Annotated in this window: 17 protein-coding genes; 10 read left to right on the forward strand and 7 right to left on the reverse strand. The window is 44.7% G+C overall.

Annotated elements, in window-relative coordinates:
- Nucleotides 1–199: 199 nt before the first annotated feature.
- The 3 genes from dnaK (at nt 200) to F3J22_RS09565 (ending at nt 5,855) form a co-directional block, all read left to right on the forward strand.
- Nucleotides 200–2,107 (forward strand): molecular chaperone DnaK, encoded by a 1,908-nt coding sequence (gene dnaK, locus F3J22_RS09555; protein ID WP_167016499.1) that lies wholly within the window; start codon nt 200–202, stop codon nt 2,105–2,107.
- Nucleotides 2,108–2,211: 104 nt separating this feature from the next.
- Complete coding sequence (locus F3J22_RS09560) at nt 2,212–4,824, forward strand: 4-alpha-glucanotransferase (RefSeq protein WP_167016501.1); 2,613 nt, start codon at nt 2,212–2,214, stop codon at nt 4,822–4,824.
- A 17-nt stretch (nt 4,825–4,841) separates the two neighbouring features.
- Entirely contained in the window at nt 4,842–5,855 is a 1,014-nt protein-coding gene (locus F3J22_RS09565; protein ID WP_167016503.1) for a dipeptide epimerase, read from the forward strand.
- An 8-nt stretch (nt 5,856–5,863) separates the two neighbouring features.
- Here F3J22_RS09565 and F3J22_RS09570 read toward each other — a convergent pair whose 3' ends face one another.
- Genes F3J22_RS09570 through F3J22_RS09580 form a run of 3 tightly spaced genes read right to left on the reverse strand, consistent with a single transcriptional unit; the run spans nt 5,864 to nt 8,333 of the window.
- A complete protein-coding gene (locus F3J22_RS09570; RefSeq protein ID WP_167016505.1) occupies nt 5,864–6,487 on the reverse strand; it encodes a hypothetical protein in 624 nt (207 codons plus the stop codon).
- 48 nt (nt 6,488–6,535) lie between these two features.
- The gene (locus F3J22_RS09575) at nt 6,536–6,811 is read right to left on the reverse strand and encodes a hypothetical protein (RefSeq protein ID WP_167016507.1); all 276 of its coding nucleotides are present in this window, start codon (nt 6,809–6,811) and stop codon (nt 6,536–6,538) included.
- Nucleotides 6,798–8,333 carry a C25 family cysteine peptidase gene (locus F3J22_RS09580; RefSeq protein WP_167016509.1) on the reverse strand — a complete coding sequence of 512 codons (1,536 nt, stop codon included), beginning with the start codon at nt 8,331–8,333 and terminating at the stop codon, nt 6,798–6,800. The genes F3J22_RS09575 and F3J22_RS09580 overlap by 14 nt, the downstream gene beginning before the upstream one ends.
- A 134-nt stretch (nt 8,334–8,467) precedes the next feature.
- On the opposite strand from F3J22_RS09580, the gene F3J22_RS09585 reads away from it, so the two are divergent.
- Together F3J22_RS09585 and F3J22_RS09590 are read left to right on the forward strand one after the other, a co-directional pair.
- A complete protein-coding gene (locus F3J22_RS09585; RefSeq protein WP_167016511.1) occupies nt 8,468–9,697 on the forward strand; it encodes a PmoA family protein in 1,230 nt (409 codons plus the stop codon).
- Nucleotides 9,698–9,793: 96 nt separating this feature from the next.
- Nucleotides 9,794–10,093 (forward strand): hypothetical protein, encoded by a 300-nt coding sequence (locus F3J22_RS09590; protein ID WP_167016513.1) that lies wholly within the window; start codon nt 9,794–9,796, stop codon nt 10,091–10,093.
- 84 nt (nt 10,094–10,177) lie between these two features.
- Here the strand turns inward: F3J22_RS09590 and F3J22_RS09595 are convergent, their stop codons facing one another.
- Nucleotides 10,178–10,381, reverse strand: a complete 204-nt coding sequence (locus F3J22_RS09595; RefSeq protein WP_167016515.1) for a hypothetical protein — start codon at nt 10,379–10,381, stop codon at nt 10,178–10,180.
- Nucleotides 10,382–10,652: 271 nt separating this feature from the next.
- Between F3J22_RS09595 and F3J22_RS09600 the strand changes: the two genes are divergently transcribed.
- The 4 genes from F3J22_RS09600 (at nt 10,653) to F3J22_RS09615 (ending at nt 14,414) form a co-directional block, all read left to right on the forward strand.
- Nucleotides 10,653–11,693 (forward strand): DUF3137 domain-containing protein, encoded by a 1,041-nt coding sequence (locus F3J22_RS09600; RefSeq protein ID WP_167016517.1) that lies wholly within the window; start codon nt 10,653–10,655, stop codon nt 11,691–11,693.
- Between the two features lie 93 nt (nt 11,694–11,786).
- Nucleotides 11,787–12,224, forward strand: a complete 438-nt coding sequence (locus F3J22_RS09605) for a hypothetical protein (protein WP_167016519.1) — start codon at nt 11,787–11,789, stop codon at nt 12,222–12,224.
- A gap of 23 nt (nt 12,225–12,247) precedes the next feature.
- A complete protein-coding gene (locus tag F3J22_RS09610; protein ID WP_167016522.1) occupies nt 12,248–13,585 on the forward strand; it encodes a type VI secretion system contractile sheath protein TssC in 1,338 nt (445 codons plus the stop codon).
- Nucleotides 13,586–13,616: 31 nt separating this feature from the next.
- Nucleotides 13,617–14,414, forward strand: a complete 798-nt coding sequence (locus F3J22_RS09615; protein WP_167016523.1) for a DUF4138 domain-containing protein — start codon at nt 13,617–13,619, stop codon at nt 14,412–14,414.
- A gap of 113 nt (nt 14,415–14,527) precedes the next feature.
- Here the strand turns inward: F3J22_RS09615 and F3J22_RS09620 are convergent, their stop codons facing one another.
- Genes F3J22_RS09620 through F3J22_RS09630 form a run of 3 tightly spaced genes read right to left on the reverse strand, consistent with a single transcriptional unit; the run spans nt 14,528 to nt 17,584 of the window.
- A complete protein-coding gene (locus F3J22_RS09620) occupies nt 14,528–16,285 on the reverse strand; it encodes a hypothetical protein (protein ID WP_167016524.1) in 1,758 nt (585 codons plus the stop codon).
- Nucleotides 16,282–16,644, reverse strand: a complete 363-nt coding sequence (locus F3J22_RS09625) for a hypothetical protein (RefSeq protein WP_167016525.1) — start codon at nt 16,642–16,644, stop codon at nt 16,282–16,284. Before F3J22_RS09625 ends, F3J22_RS09620 begins: the two co-directional genes overlap by 4 nt.
- A gap of 7 nt (nt 16,645–16,651) precedes the next feature.
- Entirely contained in the window at nt 16,652–17,584 is a 933-nt protein-coding gene (locus F3J22_RS09630; RefSeq protein WP_167016526.1) for a hypothetical protein, read from the reverse strand.
- Between the two features lie 238 nt (nt 17,585–17,822).
- On the opposite strand from F3J22_RS09630, the gene F3J22_RS09635 reads away from it, so the two are divergent.
- Entirely contained in the window at nt 17,823–18,620 is a 798-nt protein-coding gene (locus tag F3J22_RS09635; RefSeq protein ID WP_167016527.1) for a hypothetical protein, read from the forward strand.
- The last annotated feature ends 4 nt before the right edge of the window (nt 18,621–18,624 follow it).

Genomic DNA, 18,624 nt, shown 5'->3' on the forward strand with positions numbered 1-18,624 from the left:
TTGTAATTGTCTAATAATGACAGCATTCAATGAAATGGCCTGTGCAGTAAAAATAATGATTATTCATTTAAATACTTATCTCACAATAATTAAAAATACAAAACTGACATAATTTCATATTCTTTCCGCTTGGCATAATCATTGACAAACAGGCATTACACACGCATTTTACTTACAACTAAAGGAGAATCTTAATACTATGGGAAAAATAATAGGCATTGACTTAGGTACTACCAACTCATGCGTTGCCGTAATGGAAGGTAACGAACCGGTAGTAATTGCCAATGATGAGGGAAGAAGAACGACCCCTTCAGTAGTGGCATTTTTGAAAAATGGAGAAAGAAAAGTGGGTGATCCTGCCAAACGTCAGGCTATTACCAACCCGGTAAACACCATTATGTCAGTAAAACGTTTCATGGGTCGTCATTTCGACGAGGTATCCAACGAACTGACACACGTGAGCTATAAAGTAGTAAGAGGGGATAATAACACCACTCGTATCGATATTGATGGCAGATTATATACACCGCAGGAAATCTCTGCGATGATTCTGCAGAAAATGAAAAAAACAGCAGAAGATTATCTGGGTCAGGAAGTTTCTGAAGCAGTAATCACTGTTCCTGCATACTTTAATGACGCTCAACGTCAGGCTACCAAAGAAGCAGGTGAAATTGCCGGCCTCACTGTTCGCCGTATCATCAACGAGCCTACTGCTGCGGCACTGGCTTATGGTATGGATAAAAAACACCAGGACAGCAAAATCGCGGTATTTGACCTTGGTGGCGGTACCTTCGATATTTCTATCCTGGAGCTGGGTGATGGCGTATTTGAAGTAAAATCTACCAACGGTGATACACACCTCGGTGGTGATGACTTCGATAAAGTTATCATGGACTGGCTGGCTGACGAATTCAAAAAAGACGAAGGCGTTGATCTGCACAAAGATCCAATGAGCTGGCAGCGTCTGAAAGAAGCTGCTGAAAAAGCTAAAATTGAGCTGTCTTCTTCTTCTGAAACTGAAATTACCCTGCCTTATATCACTGCAGTTGATGGTGTTCCTAAACACTTATCTAAAAAACTGACACGTGCTAAATTTGAAGCACTGAGCGACAGCCTGGTGGAAAGAACACTGGAGCCTTGCCGTAAAGCGCTGAAAGATGCAGGTATGAATACTTCCGAAATCGACGAGGTTATCCTGGTTGGTGGTTCTACCCGTATTCCTAAAATCCAGGAAGTGGTAGAGAAATTCTTCGGTAAAAAACCTAACCGTGGTGTAAACCCTGACGAAGTAGTAGCCGTAGGTGCTGCTATCCAGGGTGGTGTACTGACAGGTGAAGTGAAAGACGTATTGTTACTGGACGTTACTCCGCTGTCTCTCGGTATCGAAACAATGGGCGGTGTATTCACCAAACTGATCGAATCCAACACGACCATTCCTTCCAGAAAATCAGAGACCTTCTCTACTGCAGCTGATAACCAGCCTAGCGTAGAAATTCACGTACTGCAAGGTGAAAGACCAATGGCGAACCAGAACAGAACACTGGGCCGTTTCATCCTGGATTCTATCCCTCCTGCTCCACGTGGCGTTCCTAAAATCGAAGTAATTTTCGATATCGATGCGAACGGTATTCTGCACGTAACTGCCAAAGATCAGGGTACTGGTAAAACCCAGAACATCAAGATCGAAGCAGGTAGCGGTCTGAGTAAAGAAGAGATCGAAAAAATGAAAGCGGATGCGAAAGCTAACGAAGCTAGCGATAAAGAAGCACGCGATAAGATCGAAAAACTGAACAAAGCTGACAGCATGATATTCCAGACAGAAAAACAACTGAAGGAATACGGTGATAAACTGTCTGCCGACAAAAAATCAGTGATCGAAGCAGCACTCGCTAAACTGCAGGAAGCACATAAATCACAGGATATTGCAGCCATCGATACAGCAAGTGCTGAACTGGATGCTGCCTGGACAGCTGCTTCTGAAGAACTGTACAAAGCTACGCAGGGTCAGCCTGAAGGCGGTGCAGCACCAAACGACGGCGGTCAGCAACAGAGCCAGAGCAATGCTGGTGATGGCGTAACCGACGCTGAATTTGAAGAAGTGAAGTAAGTACAATAACGCAAACATAAGCATGAAGGCATCTGGTTATTTTAATCAGATGCCTTTTGCTTTTAGCTTATTTCCTTATTTTGTAGCGGCTTAGCAGGGAACGCATGTATTACAGACTAAGGTTTTATCTACACTATCATACCTATTTCGGGCAGAATATATTCCTGCTGGGGAATATTCCCGTTCTGGGAAACAACAATCCGCAAAATGCCCTGCAATTGCATTGGCTACCCAATGGCTGGTGGTATGCGGACGTTCATCTTCACCTCGACGAACCCGTTACTTTTCAATATTACTACCTGATCAGGGAACTGGAAACAACTACTATAGAAGGTGGTGTGCGTCAGGTGACGATTCAGGCAGCCTCTCCCTATGACCAGCTCTTCATAGATACCTGGAATGATGCTACTGCGTTGGAAAACAACTGGTCGTCAGCACCTTTTACACGGGTGTTTTTTCCGCATCAGCCGGCGAAAATTCCCGGCCAGCTTAGTGCCACGCATGTATTTAAGGTAAAGGCGCCATTGCTGGAGCCACATCTCACTGTCTGTATTTCAGGTAGTTGTGATGCACTCGGCAACTGGAATACCCAGCATCCTGTTCTGATGCAGTATGCCGCTGATGGCTGGTTTACGGCTGCGATGGACCTGCATGATATACCTGTACCCATTTATTACAAGTACGGTATTTATGACCGGGAAAGTCAGCGTTTCCTGGAATTTGAGCAGGAAGAAAATCGTACGCTGTTAAATGAAGCGCAGCCAGGTATGCAGGTAACCATGCATGACGGCTTTGTGCGCCGTAAATACCAGCACTGGAAAGGTACTGGTCTGGCGGTGCCGGTATTCAGTCTGCGCAGCAAAAATGGATTAGGTACCGGTGAATTCGCGGACCTGCCAATGCTGGCCGATTGGGCTATTCAGCGAAACATCCGGCTGATACAGTTACTGCCCGTCAATGATACGATCAGCAGCAATACCTGGAAAGATTCCTATCCATATGCTGCGATATCTTCCTTTGCACTTCATCCCCTATATATTCATCTGCCGGCAGTTGGCATGCTTCCTGATACGCATCCGTTGCAGCAGGAAATGAATGACTTACGTGATCGCCTGAACGAAAAACAGGCGGTAGATTATGAAGCGGTGATGGGTTTCAAGATGAAATACCTGCGTGCTTTGTATGCACAGCAACAGGCACAGCTGGAGTCTGGCACCTACTGGCAATGGTTCGCGGCCAATGAGCATTGGTTATTGCCATATGCTGTTTTTAGTTACCTGAGAGATGTACACCATACCCCTGATTATACACGCTGGCAGCAGCTGGCTACCTATGATGCAAGGGCGCTGAACAAACTGATTGTTAGTGATGTGCAGGCTGCGGAAGGTGTACGCTTTTATCTCTTTATACAATATCATCTGCATCTGCAATTACAATCTGCCATAACTTCTATCCGCAAAAAAGGAATTGCCTTAAAGGGCGATATTCCTATTGGTGTAAGTCGTTACAGCGTGGATACCTGGATGCACCCCGGTTTGTTTAATACGGATATGCAGGCAGGTGCACCACCAGATGCTTTTACGGCTGAAGGGCAGAACTGGGGTTTCCCGGTATACAACTGGGCAGCTATGGAGGCGGATGGATTCGAGTGGTGGCGCCAGCGTTTGCAGCATATGTCGGTATATTTCGATGCATTCCGCATTGATCATATTCTTGGGTTTTTCAGGATATGGCAGATCCCGCGGGAGTCTGTGCAGGGCCTGCTGGGATTTTTTAATCCGGCTGTTCCGGTTAGCAGGGAAGAATTGATTTTCCTGGATATAGATTTTGAAGAAGCACGATTCTGTGAACCATATATTACAGAAGAGATGCTGGAAGAGACCTTCGGGAATTTTGCCGGTGTTATTAAAGATACCTACCTGGTAGCCCTGCGAAATGGCAGGTATGCACTGCAGGCAGGTTTCGATACACAACGAAAAATTCAGGACCAGGAATTACCCAAAGGATTGAAATCGGCCCTTAATTATCTGCTGACAGAAATTCTTTTTATCAGGGATACCCGCTATGGCAAAACAGTGTACCATCCACGGTTCGACCTGATGTCTACTGCTTCATTTCAGGCATTACCGGGTGCTACGCAACAAAAGTTAAGCGACCTTTATCATCATTATTTCTACATAAGACAAGAGCATCGCTGGCGAAAAGAAGCGGTAAGAAAACTTCCCTATATCTGTAAGGCGACCGATATGCTCATTTGCGGTGAGGACCTTGGGATGGTGCCTGCCTGTGTGCCTGGTGTGATGCATCAGCTGGGGATATTAAGTCTTGAGATTCAGCATATGCCAAAATCTGCCGGCAAGGTTTTTCAGTCACCCGCTACTATTCCTTATTTGTCTGTGGTAACGCCGTCGACGCATGATATGCCTACCTTACGGGGCTGGTGGAAGAATCATCCTGCATTGGCAGCGCAGTACTGGCGGGAAATACTGGGAGAGAAAGGCCCGGTGCCGGCAGCATGTAGTGCAGATGTTATCAGAAAGATCGTAAAGCTGCATTTGCTATCTCCGGCGATGTGGCGTATATTTCAATTACAGGAATTACTGGCATTGGAGTCGTATCCTGTACCTGCCAACCCAGCAGAAGAAAGAATCAATGATCCTGCAGTCAGTGCCTGGTACTGGCGTTACAGGATGAGCATCAACCTGGAAGATATTTAAAACAGAAACAGCAACAGATGGACTTGCATCTATATCCGTATGAGCTGAAATTCAGACATACCTTTACCATTTCACGTAAATCGAAAGACGTACAACCTTCGCTGGTAGTAGAGCTGATAAATAAAGGCCTGAGTGGCCTTGGCGAAACAGTGGACAATTCCTATTACCACATGACTGTGCCTATGTTGATGGATGCCATCAACGAACATCGTGCATTTATCGAACAATATCATCTGACTACACCTGAAAAATTCTGGGAAGATCTTTACCCGAAATTCAGTGATAATATGTTTGCCTTATGTGCCCTGGACCTTGCTGCATGGGATTTGTACGGCAAGCAGAAAGGGATGCCGTTGTATAAGCTCTGGGGATTGGATATCTCCCGGAATCCTATGACAGACTATACGATTGGTATTGATACGATAGAAAATATGGTGCAGAAGCTGGAGGAATTTCCATGGCCGATATATAAAATCAAGTTAGGTACCAAAGAAGATATTGCAATAATAAAAGCGCTGCGGCAACATACAGCTGCTGTTTTCAGGGTAGATGCCAATTGTGCGTGGGGAGTAGAGGAGACGATCAGCAATGCGATTGCTTTAAAGGAACTGGGTGTTGAATTTATCGAGCAACCTATGGCCGCTGCGGACAGAGAGGGCATGAAAAGGGTTTATGAGCATTCGGTACTGCCTTTGATAGCAGATGAGAGCTGTATTCTTGAATCGGATGTAGCCCGCTGTCATGGCTATTTTCATGGTATCAATATTAAGCTTGTAAAATGTGGTGGTATTACACCTGCCCGCCGTATGATTGCAGCAGCCAGAGCGCTGGGCATGAAAGTGATGACGGGCAGTATGAACGAGAGTACGGTGGGGACATCTGCGGTAGCACAGCTGTTACCATACCTGGATTATGTGGATATGGACGGGCCGTTATTGCTGGCAGATGATACTGCGACAGGTATTACCATGGAGCATGGCAGGGTCCATTATGCGGACAGGCCAGGCACCGGAGCTTTGCTGAAGCGATAAAACTTAATTTATATAGCGGGCGGGTTGAATCCCGGCCAGAGAATTTCCTGGTAGTTGCCAAGTGCTTTTTTAACGGCGCGGGCGACTTCCGGGATTTTTAGTCTCTGGGCATCCCTGCTGACGATTATTCTGTCGGCATAGGCAGTAGCCAACGATTTATCTTCCATGATAGTGGAGATAGGCGTGGTATCTGTTACCGGCATGCCTGTAGAGGAGAATGGCCATTTGGCGGCGATCTGTCGCAGGTATTCCTGCAAAGGTGCGGCGATGGCTGATTTAGCGGCGAGGCAGTAGATGTCCTGGAGATATCTCAGACAGAGGTCGGCACTATAGATGACATCCGGGGATTTATTGCCGGGGTAGTCGGTCAGAAGGGCGGGGATGTCGGAGGTGCTGAGATTGGGTAGTTGTACCAATTGCATGGTACGGTAAATAAAGGTGGCGGCCCAGAGGGCAGCATCCTGGTTAAAGACGGGGGCTTTACCAGGCATATCGGGAATATCCTGCAGGTATAAAGTTAACAGCATTTTATTGGCATCCTGTCTGGTTTGTTCATCAAACGGTGCGAGGCTTGCGCTAACATTGGGATTTCCTTCGCGTGTCAGGGATTGTATAAATTCCGCTAGATCCATAGGTTTCAATAGTCTTCACTATTCACCTGTAAAATAGGAAAAAGCTGGTTAAATACTATCATTGATTTCGTTCCAGCTGCTGACGAGGAAAACATAATCAACGATGGTGCCGGTAGCGGAGATTTGTTTACCTGCCATTGGCATGAGTGGATTGTCGGCGAAGGGGTTACCATCGGCGGGGCGGATGAGGAATTCGCCCTGGTCTGTGACGAGGTAAACGCCCAGGTGCTCACTTTTGCTATGCAGCCCGAATGTTTTCAGGGCAAGGCGGCCTCTCATTGTAACAGGGGCGGCTTTTTTGTCTGTTTTTTTATCTACTGACATATTCGCGATATCCGAGGATTTGATTATTTTTTTCTTTCACCACCAATACTTTGAGTTTGGGGGCATGACCATCCACACTGGCTGCTTCCGAAAATACATGAAATTTTACAGACGGTATATTTCCGGAGGTATGTTTCGTTTTATTGATAAATAACTTTCGGTGAGTATTTGTTTTAAAATTTCTGTTATTGAGGAGGGTGTGCATTGATTTCTGGAGTTGTTCATCAGGTTCGGGGGTATGGTCTGCCGGTTCTGGTGAAGCGATGAAAGCATCCAGCATTTTCCCTCTGGCCTCCATGTTATCCCTTCTGTTTTGGATAGAGTTGATGAAAGACTGGTTATCATCCGTGTGGGGATCTTTTTCGTTAATAACGGGTTGGATAGATGGGTCGCCCATGAGATTGAACTGGGCGGCGGTTTTCAGTTCGTAGGGGTCCAATGCCGGGCCCATTTCATGCAGGAATTTCTGTCGTGCCTCCAGGAGTGCGCGGCCGGTGCTGGCACCGTTGAGGATATTGATCACGAAATATTGTGTGAGGAGGTCAGCGAGGCCTTGTCCGGTGGAGGGGCCATAGGCGATATTGGAACTGCCGAGGAAAGCGATAGCATGATTGGCGAGGTAGCTGTTGGCCAGTCCTGGCGTCATGAAGACGTTTTTTGACGGGTCTATCAGCTGGGCGCCGTAGCAGCATTCTGCGGCAACGATGGTGCCTTTGATGATTTTACCATTTATGGTTTCAGGTTTCAGGGCAGGAGGGAATAATGTTTTCAGCTGGCCATAGTACCTGGGATTGTTGATAGCACCGTGCAGGTTAATAAAGTGCGTTTTAGGCATGAGTTGTTCTGCCGTCCAGGCGGCATTGGGGTCTGTGTGTTCGTTGGGAACCAGTGTCAGCGCGGTATTGTTGCCAAATATATTCAACAGTGATTTCTGTGTGGAATCCTGCCAGTCGGCACTGCTGAGAGAAAAATAGTTTTCGTATTGGGAGCGGTCCTGGGGAGCGTAGTCCAGGATATCCTGAATGAGTGACAGCAGGTAAGCCGGGTCATTTTTGGCCGGGATATCCGGCAGGCGGCCTACGACGCGGGTAGGAGCAATAAATTTTCCGGGGTCTTTATCGTAGGGGGTATCACAGGCATAAGGCAGATCGCTGGGGATAAGGGCGTCCGGATCAGTATCGCCGCTGATCAGGTTTTTGAGTTTCTGAAAAGGGATGATGTCCTGCGCGCCTACCAGCATCATATAACCTGGTGTATAAAAATTATAGAGCTGGTCGATGGCATTTTTTACCTGAGTTTCGTCTGCGGCGTTGGTAACCGTGGTAGCTTTGGCAGCGGACATCTGGGTGTCGTCATCGATGAAGATGGTGTGCGTATCCAGGTGATTGGCCAGGTCTGCCTGTACTAATTGCTGAAGGGCGTCGAGAATAGTCAGGTGTTGATCGCCGTATTTGGTGACCAAAGCGCTTTTGTTGGTAATAATAAGTTTGGTAGACTGCATGGCGATATCAGGGGTGGACATTAGAAAGGGAATTAATTTATCAAAAATACAGTATTAAGAATAACCTGCATACATTTCCTGCGTTAAATATATGGTGGTGAGTCTGCTTGCGAAAAAAAAATCTATGAATTATTTTGGGGCAGATAAACTACGTTATGAAAAAACTAATATTCCTGTTATTCACCGGAATAACAGGGCCTATATTCGCGCAGCACTGGAAAGTTACTGTAAAGGCCGGTGCCTATGACCGGCAGCATACGATGGTCAGTGTGGCCATACCCGGAGGCGTTAATGGCCAGATGGAATGGTCGCTGGCTGTTCCGGGAGAGGAAGGGAGTATAGCAGTTCAGGAAATTGATAAGCGGTTATATTGGCAAATACCTGGTCATCTACCTAAAAATACCCAACAACATTATATGCTGACCGGAAGGGCTACGCATGGTGTGCGAAGAATAGCTACGGGGATGAGCGTTATAGAATCCGATACAGCATTGCTGATAACAGATCATGAGCGCCCGCTGTTGCAGTACTATACCGCCGTAGCACAGCCGCCGGCGGGATCGGATACCGTTTACAGGAAGAGTGGTTTTATACATCCGCTCTGGGCACCGAATGGAGCCATTCTTACCAATATCTTTCCTAATGCAGGGCACAGGCATCATATGGGCATCTGGAACCCCTGGACGCATACCATGTTTGAGGGCAAGGAGACTGACTTCTGGAATGTACAGAAGCGGGAAGGAAAGGTCATGTATGGTGGTTTGTTATCAACTTATCATGGTCCGGTGATGGCGGGGTTTACTGTAGAACAGCAGCATTGGGCCTATCCGAAGCCTGGGGAAGTAAAGCTGGCTATCCGGGAGCAGCTGGCTATCCGGGCTTATACCGCTACAGATAATAACAGTAAGCAGATATGGGATATGGAATCGGTGTTACAGCCGATGACTGACAGTGGAATTACGCTGTTACAGTATAGGTATGGTGGTGGTTTTGGGTTAAGGACTACCCCTTATTTTACGGATAAGACCAGTAAGGTATTGACTTCTGAGGGGAAAACGCGAAAAGATGCGGACAGTACGCGGGCGCGATGGGTGATGGTAACTGGTAAAACGCCGGAAGGCATGGCAGGACTCCTGATAATGAATAACCCGGGTAATTTTGATAGTCCGGAGCCGCTGCGTGTGTGGCCGGAGAATGCGGAAGGCGGGGAGTTAATGTTAAATTATTCGCCGACAAAAATAAAGGAATGGCGTTTAATTAACGGGAACGTATATACGTTAAAATACCGGATAATGGTATACAGTGGCGAGTTGACGGTATTGGCAGCAGAGGCTGCGTGGGTGGACTATGTTCATCCGCCAGAAGTAAGTATTGTAAAGGAGTGAACGAACGCCGGAATATTTTGTTATTTTAGTAGGAACCAGATTTGATGTTGATTGTAGGAATTGATTTAAGCTGCATCGTTGTATTAACCAATCCGTATGAATAATTACCGAGACCCCGAACAAGAGAAGCCAGATACACCGGCGGAGGATGATCCGTCCTGGGGTGGGGTAATAGCCGGGCTTATGCTGGCGTCTGCCGGTATAGCATTAATTTATAACCGGTACCAGCAGTTTCATGATCCGGGGAATGAGCAGGTGAGTTTGACAAGGATTGAAATTTTCATTTATAAAATCGGTGGAGGGAGCGAGTGGGTATTGCTTGGCGTGTATGCTTTGATCGCTGTGGTGGGCTTATACCTGACAATCAGTAATATCATCCGGCTAAGAATGAAATGACTTATACCGCGGGGATAACCAAAAAGTAAATTAATCTGATATGCGTAACATCCATGATCTTAGGTTAATCCTGTTTGAAATGCATCAGCGAGATGTAAAAAGAATACTTGTAAGCATACTGATAATGGAAGGGTTGGCAATATTGGCGGTTGCGGGCATATTGAGCTGGGCGTTTTTCATTGCTGATATTACCTCTTTATGGATGCTGGCAGGTATGGCGTTGTTGCTGGTGATACCATCTTTTCCATTGGTCGTCGAATTGTATACTACTACCAGGCGTCCTGCCATGTTGATGCGATTTCTGGAAGAGGTAAAAGGAGGTGCGGAGATACTGCGGGTGCGGATAAACAATGGTAATATAATTTCGGGGCTGATGAAAAGGATATACGGGCCATTATTGTCCGTCGTGCATGTTCATGTAACTTTTTTACATAGTGACGGGTCTTATATTTTACCGCTTTCGGAAGAGCATATACAGCCATTGGTTATATTATTGAGCAGCAGCAGGAGTTTATCGGAGCGATTTACTGGTATTGGCTGGTCATCTAACTAAATTAGCATGCATTTTAACGATAAATATTTCGAACCGATATATCAGCGTTTGCTCCCGGTATTAAAGCAGTTGGAGCGGCAGCGGCAAATGATTCAGGGCCGCAGGAAATGGCTGTGGCCTGCAGGTATGGCACTGCTGGCCTTATTCGTGGTATTTGTAGTATTGCCCTTGCACCTGGAAGATACAAAAGCTGCCGATTATCAGCAGCGGATAGGCTATCTGATCATTGGTTTATTGCTGGCAATGGGCGGCGGTATGCTGATCAGAAATCTATTGTTACGACAGTTTGTGTTGATTCCCTTATCTAAGTTTCATGAGGATTTTAAGGAAAAGATCATCAGGAAACTGCTGGGGTATGTCAATCCTGCATTTGATTATCTGCCGCAGGCGCATATATCATATGAGCAGTTTATACAAAGCGGGTTATTTGCCAGGAGGGAATATGAAATAGATGGGAACGACCTGGTAACGGGCCGGATAGGGCATCTTGGTTTCCTGGTTTGTGATTTGATGGTAACATGGTTTCCGGAATGGATTTCGAAGAAGGAACCGGGTGATGTTGTGTTTTACGGTAGTTATTTTATCATGGAGTTACCCAGGTTTTTCAGTAGTCCGATTTATGTGATATCCAGATCAGAAAACGACGGCAGGGTTTTTTCCGGAGGGGCTGCTGATACGGGATTTATAGAAGCCTGGAACCTGGGGAGCCAGGTGATGGCTATGGACAAGTCGTTTAACGAGCATTTTGTGGTGTATGCGCGGGACACTGCTGAAGCCAGGCAGCTGCTGGACAACAGGCTTCTGAACAGGATAGCGGCATTAAAGCGGGATTCGCAAACCAGTTTATATATCGCCTTTCATACCAATAAGCTGTATGTAGGCATCAATAATTTACAGGACGCCTTTGAATTTAGTTACCAGTATCCAATAGATAATAAGCAGCTGTTAGGCGCTTATTATTATAATTTTGTAACCCATCTGGAGCTGGCGCAGGAGTTAAGGGAGAATATAAGTATATGGACTCCTAATGTTTTTTCACGTTCTTAGTCTGTTCATTTTGTTCGTTGATTTTTGAATTGAATTACGATGTATATTCGTAATGTATTTACATGTTTTGTTAACCAACCAACCAGCTATTTTATGCAATCCAGTTATGGAATTGGCGGCATTGAAATCAAGCCGCAAACGAGTGAATCTGTCACTGAAATTTCTCCCAACAGGACATTATTTGTAGAGCAGTTTACGGAGGGTAGTCCTCTGATACCGGAGCTGGTGAGTCATTTACATGATCTGGCATCAGTATTTGACTATTATCAGCCGCAGGTACAGGTGACGTATACTGATGCTGCCGGGCGGCCTATTAATGAGGAGCTGGCGTTTCGGCAGCTAAGTGATTTCGGGAAGAATGGTATTATCGCGCAGAGTAATTTTCTGGCAGCAATGTCCAGGGAAAGGGATCTGTATTTACAGGTACTGCGTCATGTTTCTTCCAATAAAATCCTGCAATCGGCATTATCTTCCCCGGACGCGAGGCTGGCGTTACTACAGGCGGTCAGTCATTTAAAAGCTTTATTATAATTCACGGATAAAACACCATTGTTATGTTACCCAATGAAACAAAACCGGTATTAATACCGGGAGATACCCCTGCATTTAAGCAGTTATCGGCCTTTGGAGGCTTTGACTTGTTAGAATCTGCCATTGAGGGCGTACAGAATCTGAACCCATCGAGGAAAGCGAGGAGGGAGCTTTTTCTTGGTGATTCGGCATTGTATCATGACCGTCAGAGATTGAAGCAGGTATTGGAAATCTGGGAGGAGATTTTGTCGGAGGGAGTTACGGTAGCTGATATCCAGGCTATCTGTCAGGCGCAAGCGGAAGAAAGGGCGGCGTTATTACAGCAAAACCTTGGGATGGCGCTACAGCTAAGCAGGCCATTGGAGCAGTCTTACCGGAACCTCGGACTTTTCTTTGCTAATGCGGGCGCCCTGCAAATTAAGAACCTCACCTTGTTGAATGCGGCTCCTGGTCAACTGCGGGACCTGGATAATACAAGGTTTACGGATGTAATCCGGCAGGAATTGGTACAGCATTATGACAGGCTGGATTTACGGCAGCACTATAGTTTGCTGGTGATACCCGGTTATGCCGGTTCTAATGCTGTACTGGAGCGTTGGGCGAGGATGGCGTACGAGTCGAAGGTAATGCTGATATCAGATTTTACACGACTGGATGCCGCAGATGATGTGATGGAAATGTTTACGGCAGCGGAATTGACAGGGGCCGAGGAATTCCGTGCCAATGCTATCATGACCTGTAACTGGCTGATGGGGCGTGGAAAGTATGAGGAAGTTGGGGAAGCCGAAGATTTGTTCGTGCCGCCCAGTGGGGCACTGGCAGGGAAGATATATGGTACGCTAATGTCGCAGGTAACTGCTGGTAAGAAATTCGGTGCTTTAGCGGATGTGCAGGGTGTGTCATTTCCATTGAAGAAGAGTGAAATCGCTTGTCTGGAGCAGGTAGGGTTGATTCCGGTAGTGAAGGAATATGGCCGGGTGATGGCATTCAGTGCCAGAACACTTTTTAATGGGGATAACCTGGGCTTGCAGACATATTCAGTTGTTCGTGTATTCGATTACGTAACAAAGGTGTTGATGGATTTTCTTAACAGGCGTGCATTTGAAAACTTCAGTGCTAACACCAGGAAGGATTTGCAGCGGCAGATTATCCAGTTTCTGGATAGTATTACCGGACCTGAGCGATTAATAGAAGATTTTGAGATCAGAAGATTCGAGCAGGACATGCATCAAAAAGACCGTATTCATCTGGATATATTTCTTAAACCATATTTTCCGGCGAGGACATTTCTTATTAAAATGGATGGCCAGAAAGGAATTAGTAACAATGAATGGGAGACAGCTTATGAACAGACAAAATAAAAACAGCAGGCTACGGTATATATTTTTAGTGATGGCAGTGATTTTGTCCGGGCCGTTACGCGCGCAGCAACGGTTGGATACGATCTATGTCACTAAAGGTGCAGCTACTTTTCTTCATTCCCCTGAAAAGATTATTAGCGTCCAAACTGGTAATGGTAATGGGAAAGAGCTGCAATATCAGGTTATAAAGGATAAGGATTTGTTGCTTATTTCTGCAGGGATGCCACGCAATACCAATTTGCTGGTGGTTACGGAAAGTGCCAGTCATTATTTCATTGTGGTGTATAAGGAAAATATTCCCTTATCTCAGTTGAGGTATGAGCTGGATGGCAAGAAAGAGAAGGGGCACAATGATTTGTTGGTGGGGGCTTTGCCGGAATGTGAGGATGCTGTGTTGTCAGGCACTGGTGATACTGTCATCATGAACAGGCTTGTAAATGAAATGCTTCGGCAGCGATCAGGAAAGTTGCTTGCCAGGATCAGTCAGAAAGGGGTACAGGTGTCAGTCAGGAAGGTGTTGTTGCTAAACAGGTATTGTTATTTTAGTATTGAAGTTCGTAACAGGAGCCATATTCCTGTTGAGCTTCAGCCTATCAGGATGTATAAATCGAATCAGGGCCTTAACACGACATGCATGGCAGTTATACAGGATATGGGAGCAGATGTAATCGCGACAGGAGAAACGGTAAGGCATGTGGTGACCATTGATGCGCCTGTATTTGATAAACGGGATAGGCTGCTCTTCAGTGTGAGAGGTAATGGTGTGAGCCCATTACTGTTGAAGATGGCTGCTACTAAGTTGCCGGGATATATACTGGCTGCCAGATAGTGTATTATTCAGGAAACGCAGATTGAGATTACCTAAAAAAAGGTAATCTCAATCTGCGTTTATTTTTTGGGAAATACCGAAGATGGAAATATTCCCGGATGATCTATTATATATTAGTGTGCTGCAAAACTGAAGTGGATATGTACCGGATGGGTTATCCATGACTTATACTTCAGTGCATACAAAATTTCCTGCCGGAAATAGGTTAGCTGTTGTGGATGAAGCGTTTCTGCTACCTTTAGCAGCTGTATATTGATGAGAATTATCCTGGTGTACTGGTTGTTGCTGCCAATACCGGATTTTTTCTTTACACTGGTTTGGACTAAATATTTTCCGATGATTTTGGCGCAAAGTAGTCGTATATCATTTTTAGTAACGATATAATTTTTACTGATCAGTTGCAATCTTAAATCCTGTAATTTCTCATTTGGTGATGGTATACTACCAGCTCCTGATATATGGGTTAGTAGTTTAAATTCTTTGGCAGTAAATGATTCGGGGCCAAATACTTTACTATTATAATTTATGTTTACCTGATTTCCTTGTGTGGTTAGCATATTAACACTCAGGAACCTGCTGAAAGCTTTTCTATGAATATAAAGTATTGGACTTGTTGGTGTTTCGGCAGCAATGGGAAGGGTATTGTTCAGGTGTTGCAGTACACGTTCGAGTTCTGATACCGTTCGGATAGTAAGGTGATCGTTAGCGGCTTTATGAATGTGTAATTCATTGGTGATTTGTTCTGCAAAATATTGCAGTTGTGTTTGTATAGTTCGTTGATCGAAGCTGTGCATGGATTCGGGTAATATGATACATTCTCCCGGAACTAATTCACTTACTGATTTGAATAAGGATAGGTGATAGGTGTCGTTTAGCTGGTCTTTAACAGACGTAATTTCGGAGAGGTAATCCGTGCAGTCCAGTGTATGGATATTTACCAGTTCTGATAATTTAATGGTTTGGGCAACGGGCCTGAGATTGGCGACCGGGAATGCGTTGATGTGGCATTGTGCTTCTTCCAGTAATATATTGGGTATGCCGGGGAATTCAAGTTTAATCCATATATAGTTTTCTGGTTTCAGGAGGTGCTGCCGGAGCAGAGATATAAGGGTTTCCGGGAGTCCATTGATCCCTGGAGAGAATAGCTGGGATGTGTGGAGGGTGAGGAAATTTTTTGACCATTTATCTGCTATTTGTTCCCTGACAGTATGTTGTGTTATAGTTGATTCACTGGAGCAATGATCTGCAGCCGGCCAGGGACTAATATTGTGTTGATGCCCATCGATATAGCATTTTACGTATGGGAGGTGATGCAATAACTGTTGTTCTGTTTCCTGTTGCGGGTGTGTGAAAAATAAGTTCAGACCATCCAGCGAGGTCGTATTATGTTTGTCTGGCTCTAATCCGAGGAATAGCGCGGGATCAGCATCTTTAAAGCATATTCCCTGCAGGAGTAATTTGTTATCGGGATGGTTACTGTGATATACCTTGTTGCTTGTTACAAAGTAGGCGAGGTTAGCGTTTATTAATGGACTGGTGATGCAGGGAGTAAGGTAGTATTGATCATTCGCAGCGGTGAACTGCAGTGCTGGCTGGATGGTAGTTTGCGCATTGACAGGTGTTGCATGCATGATACCATGAGCGGGAAATAAGCCATAATTGTACCTGTTGAGCAGACGGGTTGCCAGTTGTTCCAGTATACCTGCCTGTGATATTTTTTGTTCCTGGTGAAGGATAGCTAACTGATTGGCTACTGCTGCTGCAAGAATATGGAATACCGGATCATTGGAGGTGTCTGCTGCATTACTGCCGGTTTTCTGGTTTTCAGCGGCCTTACTTAAAATTGACTGTAAGATTTCTTCTGTTGTCATTTTATAAGATTTAACTGAAGTAGGATATGAGCAATGTGATGGTTATTAAGGGATATTATCCAGCAATTGAGTTCGAGGGTAATCTGCCCGTTGATGTTCAGCGGAACTATTTTTATTTTATTTATTCTTTTCTCATATCGTTGAATTGCGGTTAGTAATTCGGGGATATTGTTCCATTGACTTTCTGTGTATGGCTGGACGGAATGGTGCCAGCCAAATGCTTTGTCTGGCTTGAACTCACCGGGGGCGGTGGAGGTCAGTGACTGGATGAATCCACTGATGGATGTCTGGATATTGGTGTATTCCAATCCTGATGCTTGGCCTGGTGACAGCGGCAGTTTAAGAAATTGTTTTTCCATTAATTGCTCAGAACAGATTGATTAATCTTTTTTTATTTACGTTGATTCGAACTTCCTGGATGCATCCGCTACTATCTTTTATAAGCGTTACCTGTTGTATTTGTGTTTTTTTCTTACCGTATAACTGGTTGCAGAATGCCATCAGGTCATTGGTTTGGTTGTCATTGATCAGGACTGGTGTGTGTTGAGGATTACAAAGATATTTTAAAATATCTGATGGCTTAATTTGTCTGGATATGATTTGTAACAGATTGAATCGGAAGTCTTCTTCGGATATACTGATTATCCTGTTTGTATGTTGAGGTATTAATTGTTTTTCCGGATGGGGGGTGGGTAAAGGCGTATGGGGAATAGAAGGATATACTTTGATCCTTTTAATGGCCATCAACTGGCTATCTGTGCAATTGTACAACTGAATTATTTTTTCGCCTGGTCTGCTGAATGTAAAAGTGGTGCTGTTGCCATAATGAGTGCTGTCCTGGTCCGGCGTTTTCCAACAGCAGGTTATATTATTTGGGACAGATGCTGACATATGGATGGGGGTATTTGTGATGGTAGCGGATTCTCCTTCTATTTCGGGAGCAGGCAGGTTGCTGGGAATAACCTGTTGCGTGGTTATTAGTAGTGTTTGTGAGCAGGAACAATTACCGGAGACGGCTTTTACGGCGTAGTTTCCTGCTGTGTGGAAATTGTGATGTATTATTTTTCCTGTCTGAATACCATTGTCAGAGAATATCCAGATGGTTTGATTTTTATCAGACAGTGAATAGGAGCTGAAAGTGATTGTGTCATTTGTCGTATATGCATTCCCGTTATTATTACTGTTATGATGTATATTGAATTGATGACATGAATGTGCTGTATATACCGGGAAAATATATAACAGGAAACTGAGCAGCAATGCGTGCGCAAAGGTTAACAATATTATTTTATCGGGCATAATGAATAGGTTAACAAGTAATATGGTTAAGTGTTGTGGCTGGTTGGTTAACTTTTCACCAATGGTTTTTATGATGATACAAGTTTATGAAATTCTTCGATTCAAAAAAAATCTGATAAAAAAAGTTGAAATTTTTTTTGTTGAAATGATCAAAGTTATACATTTGCTGTATTGTTTGTTTTCTTCCTTATTCCATTTCGGCCTTCGGTAATTTTTGTTAACCATTTTGTAAAGGCTGATGATTCAAAAAAAATATTACTGGCATACATCATTGAAAGCATCGGCGGTATTGTCCTGCCTGGAAAGAGGCATTCCATTGAGCCTGGTGTCTGCCTTCAGGCTGGATACGGCCGGTGAGTTAAGCATTCACAAAGATGATCATTCAGAAGAATGTTTACGTGCTCATTTGCCTGGAATTTATGATCTGTTGCCTTCTTTTTTTGTGGATGAATCAATTGATGCAGGTAATACTGACTTTAAGCAGTTGTATCGTAATAATGTTAAGAGAGAAAAGCAGCTCAGACGATATTTTGCGCCGCTTGATGAATCGTTGTTGGCGTACCAGGTAAACTGGTTTAGGTATTCAATAATTGAATGCTTATTTCAGTTGTATGATTGGGATTTTAAGGAGAGATCGGTAGATAGGATGCTGTCGTTTTATGGGATGTTACCATGCATGAATGCACTGATGGATTTACTGGGAGAGATGTTGGGCGCTAAGATGTGTGCAAGGGTCGTTACATGTATGGTGCCTGTTTTAGTTGATGACGCTTCATTAGGGCAGGCCATATTGGGAGCAGGTAGTTATATCTGCAATTATCATATCGCAGAAGAATTAGTGATGAAGATTAGCATTGAGTTGCCAATACCTGCAGCATATACTGAGTGGCAGGAAGGTGGTGATAAGAGGTGTTGTCTGGAGGAATTGCTTGCCCGTAAAGTTCCGGTAGAATGGGAGATAGAGATTGATCTGGTAGCAGTAAAGATATGGGGGATATTGCCTGCCCGCCTGGGCTTTGATTTGTTTGTTAATTAAATAC

It is taken from the genome of Chitinophaga sp. Cy-1792, from assembly GCF_011752935.1.
Lineage (GTDB): Bacteria > Bacteroidota > Bacteroidia > Chitinophagales > Chitinophagaceae > Chitinophaga.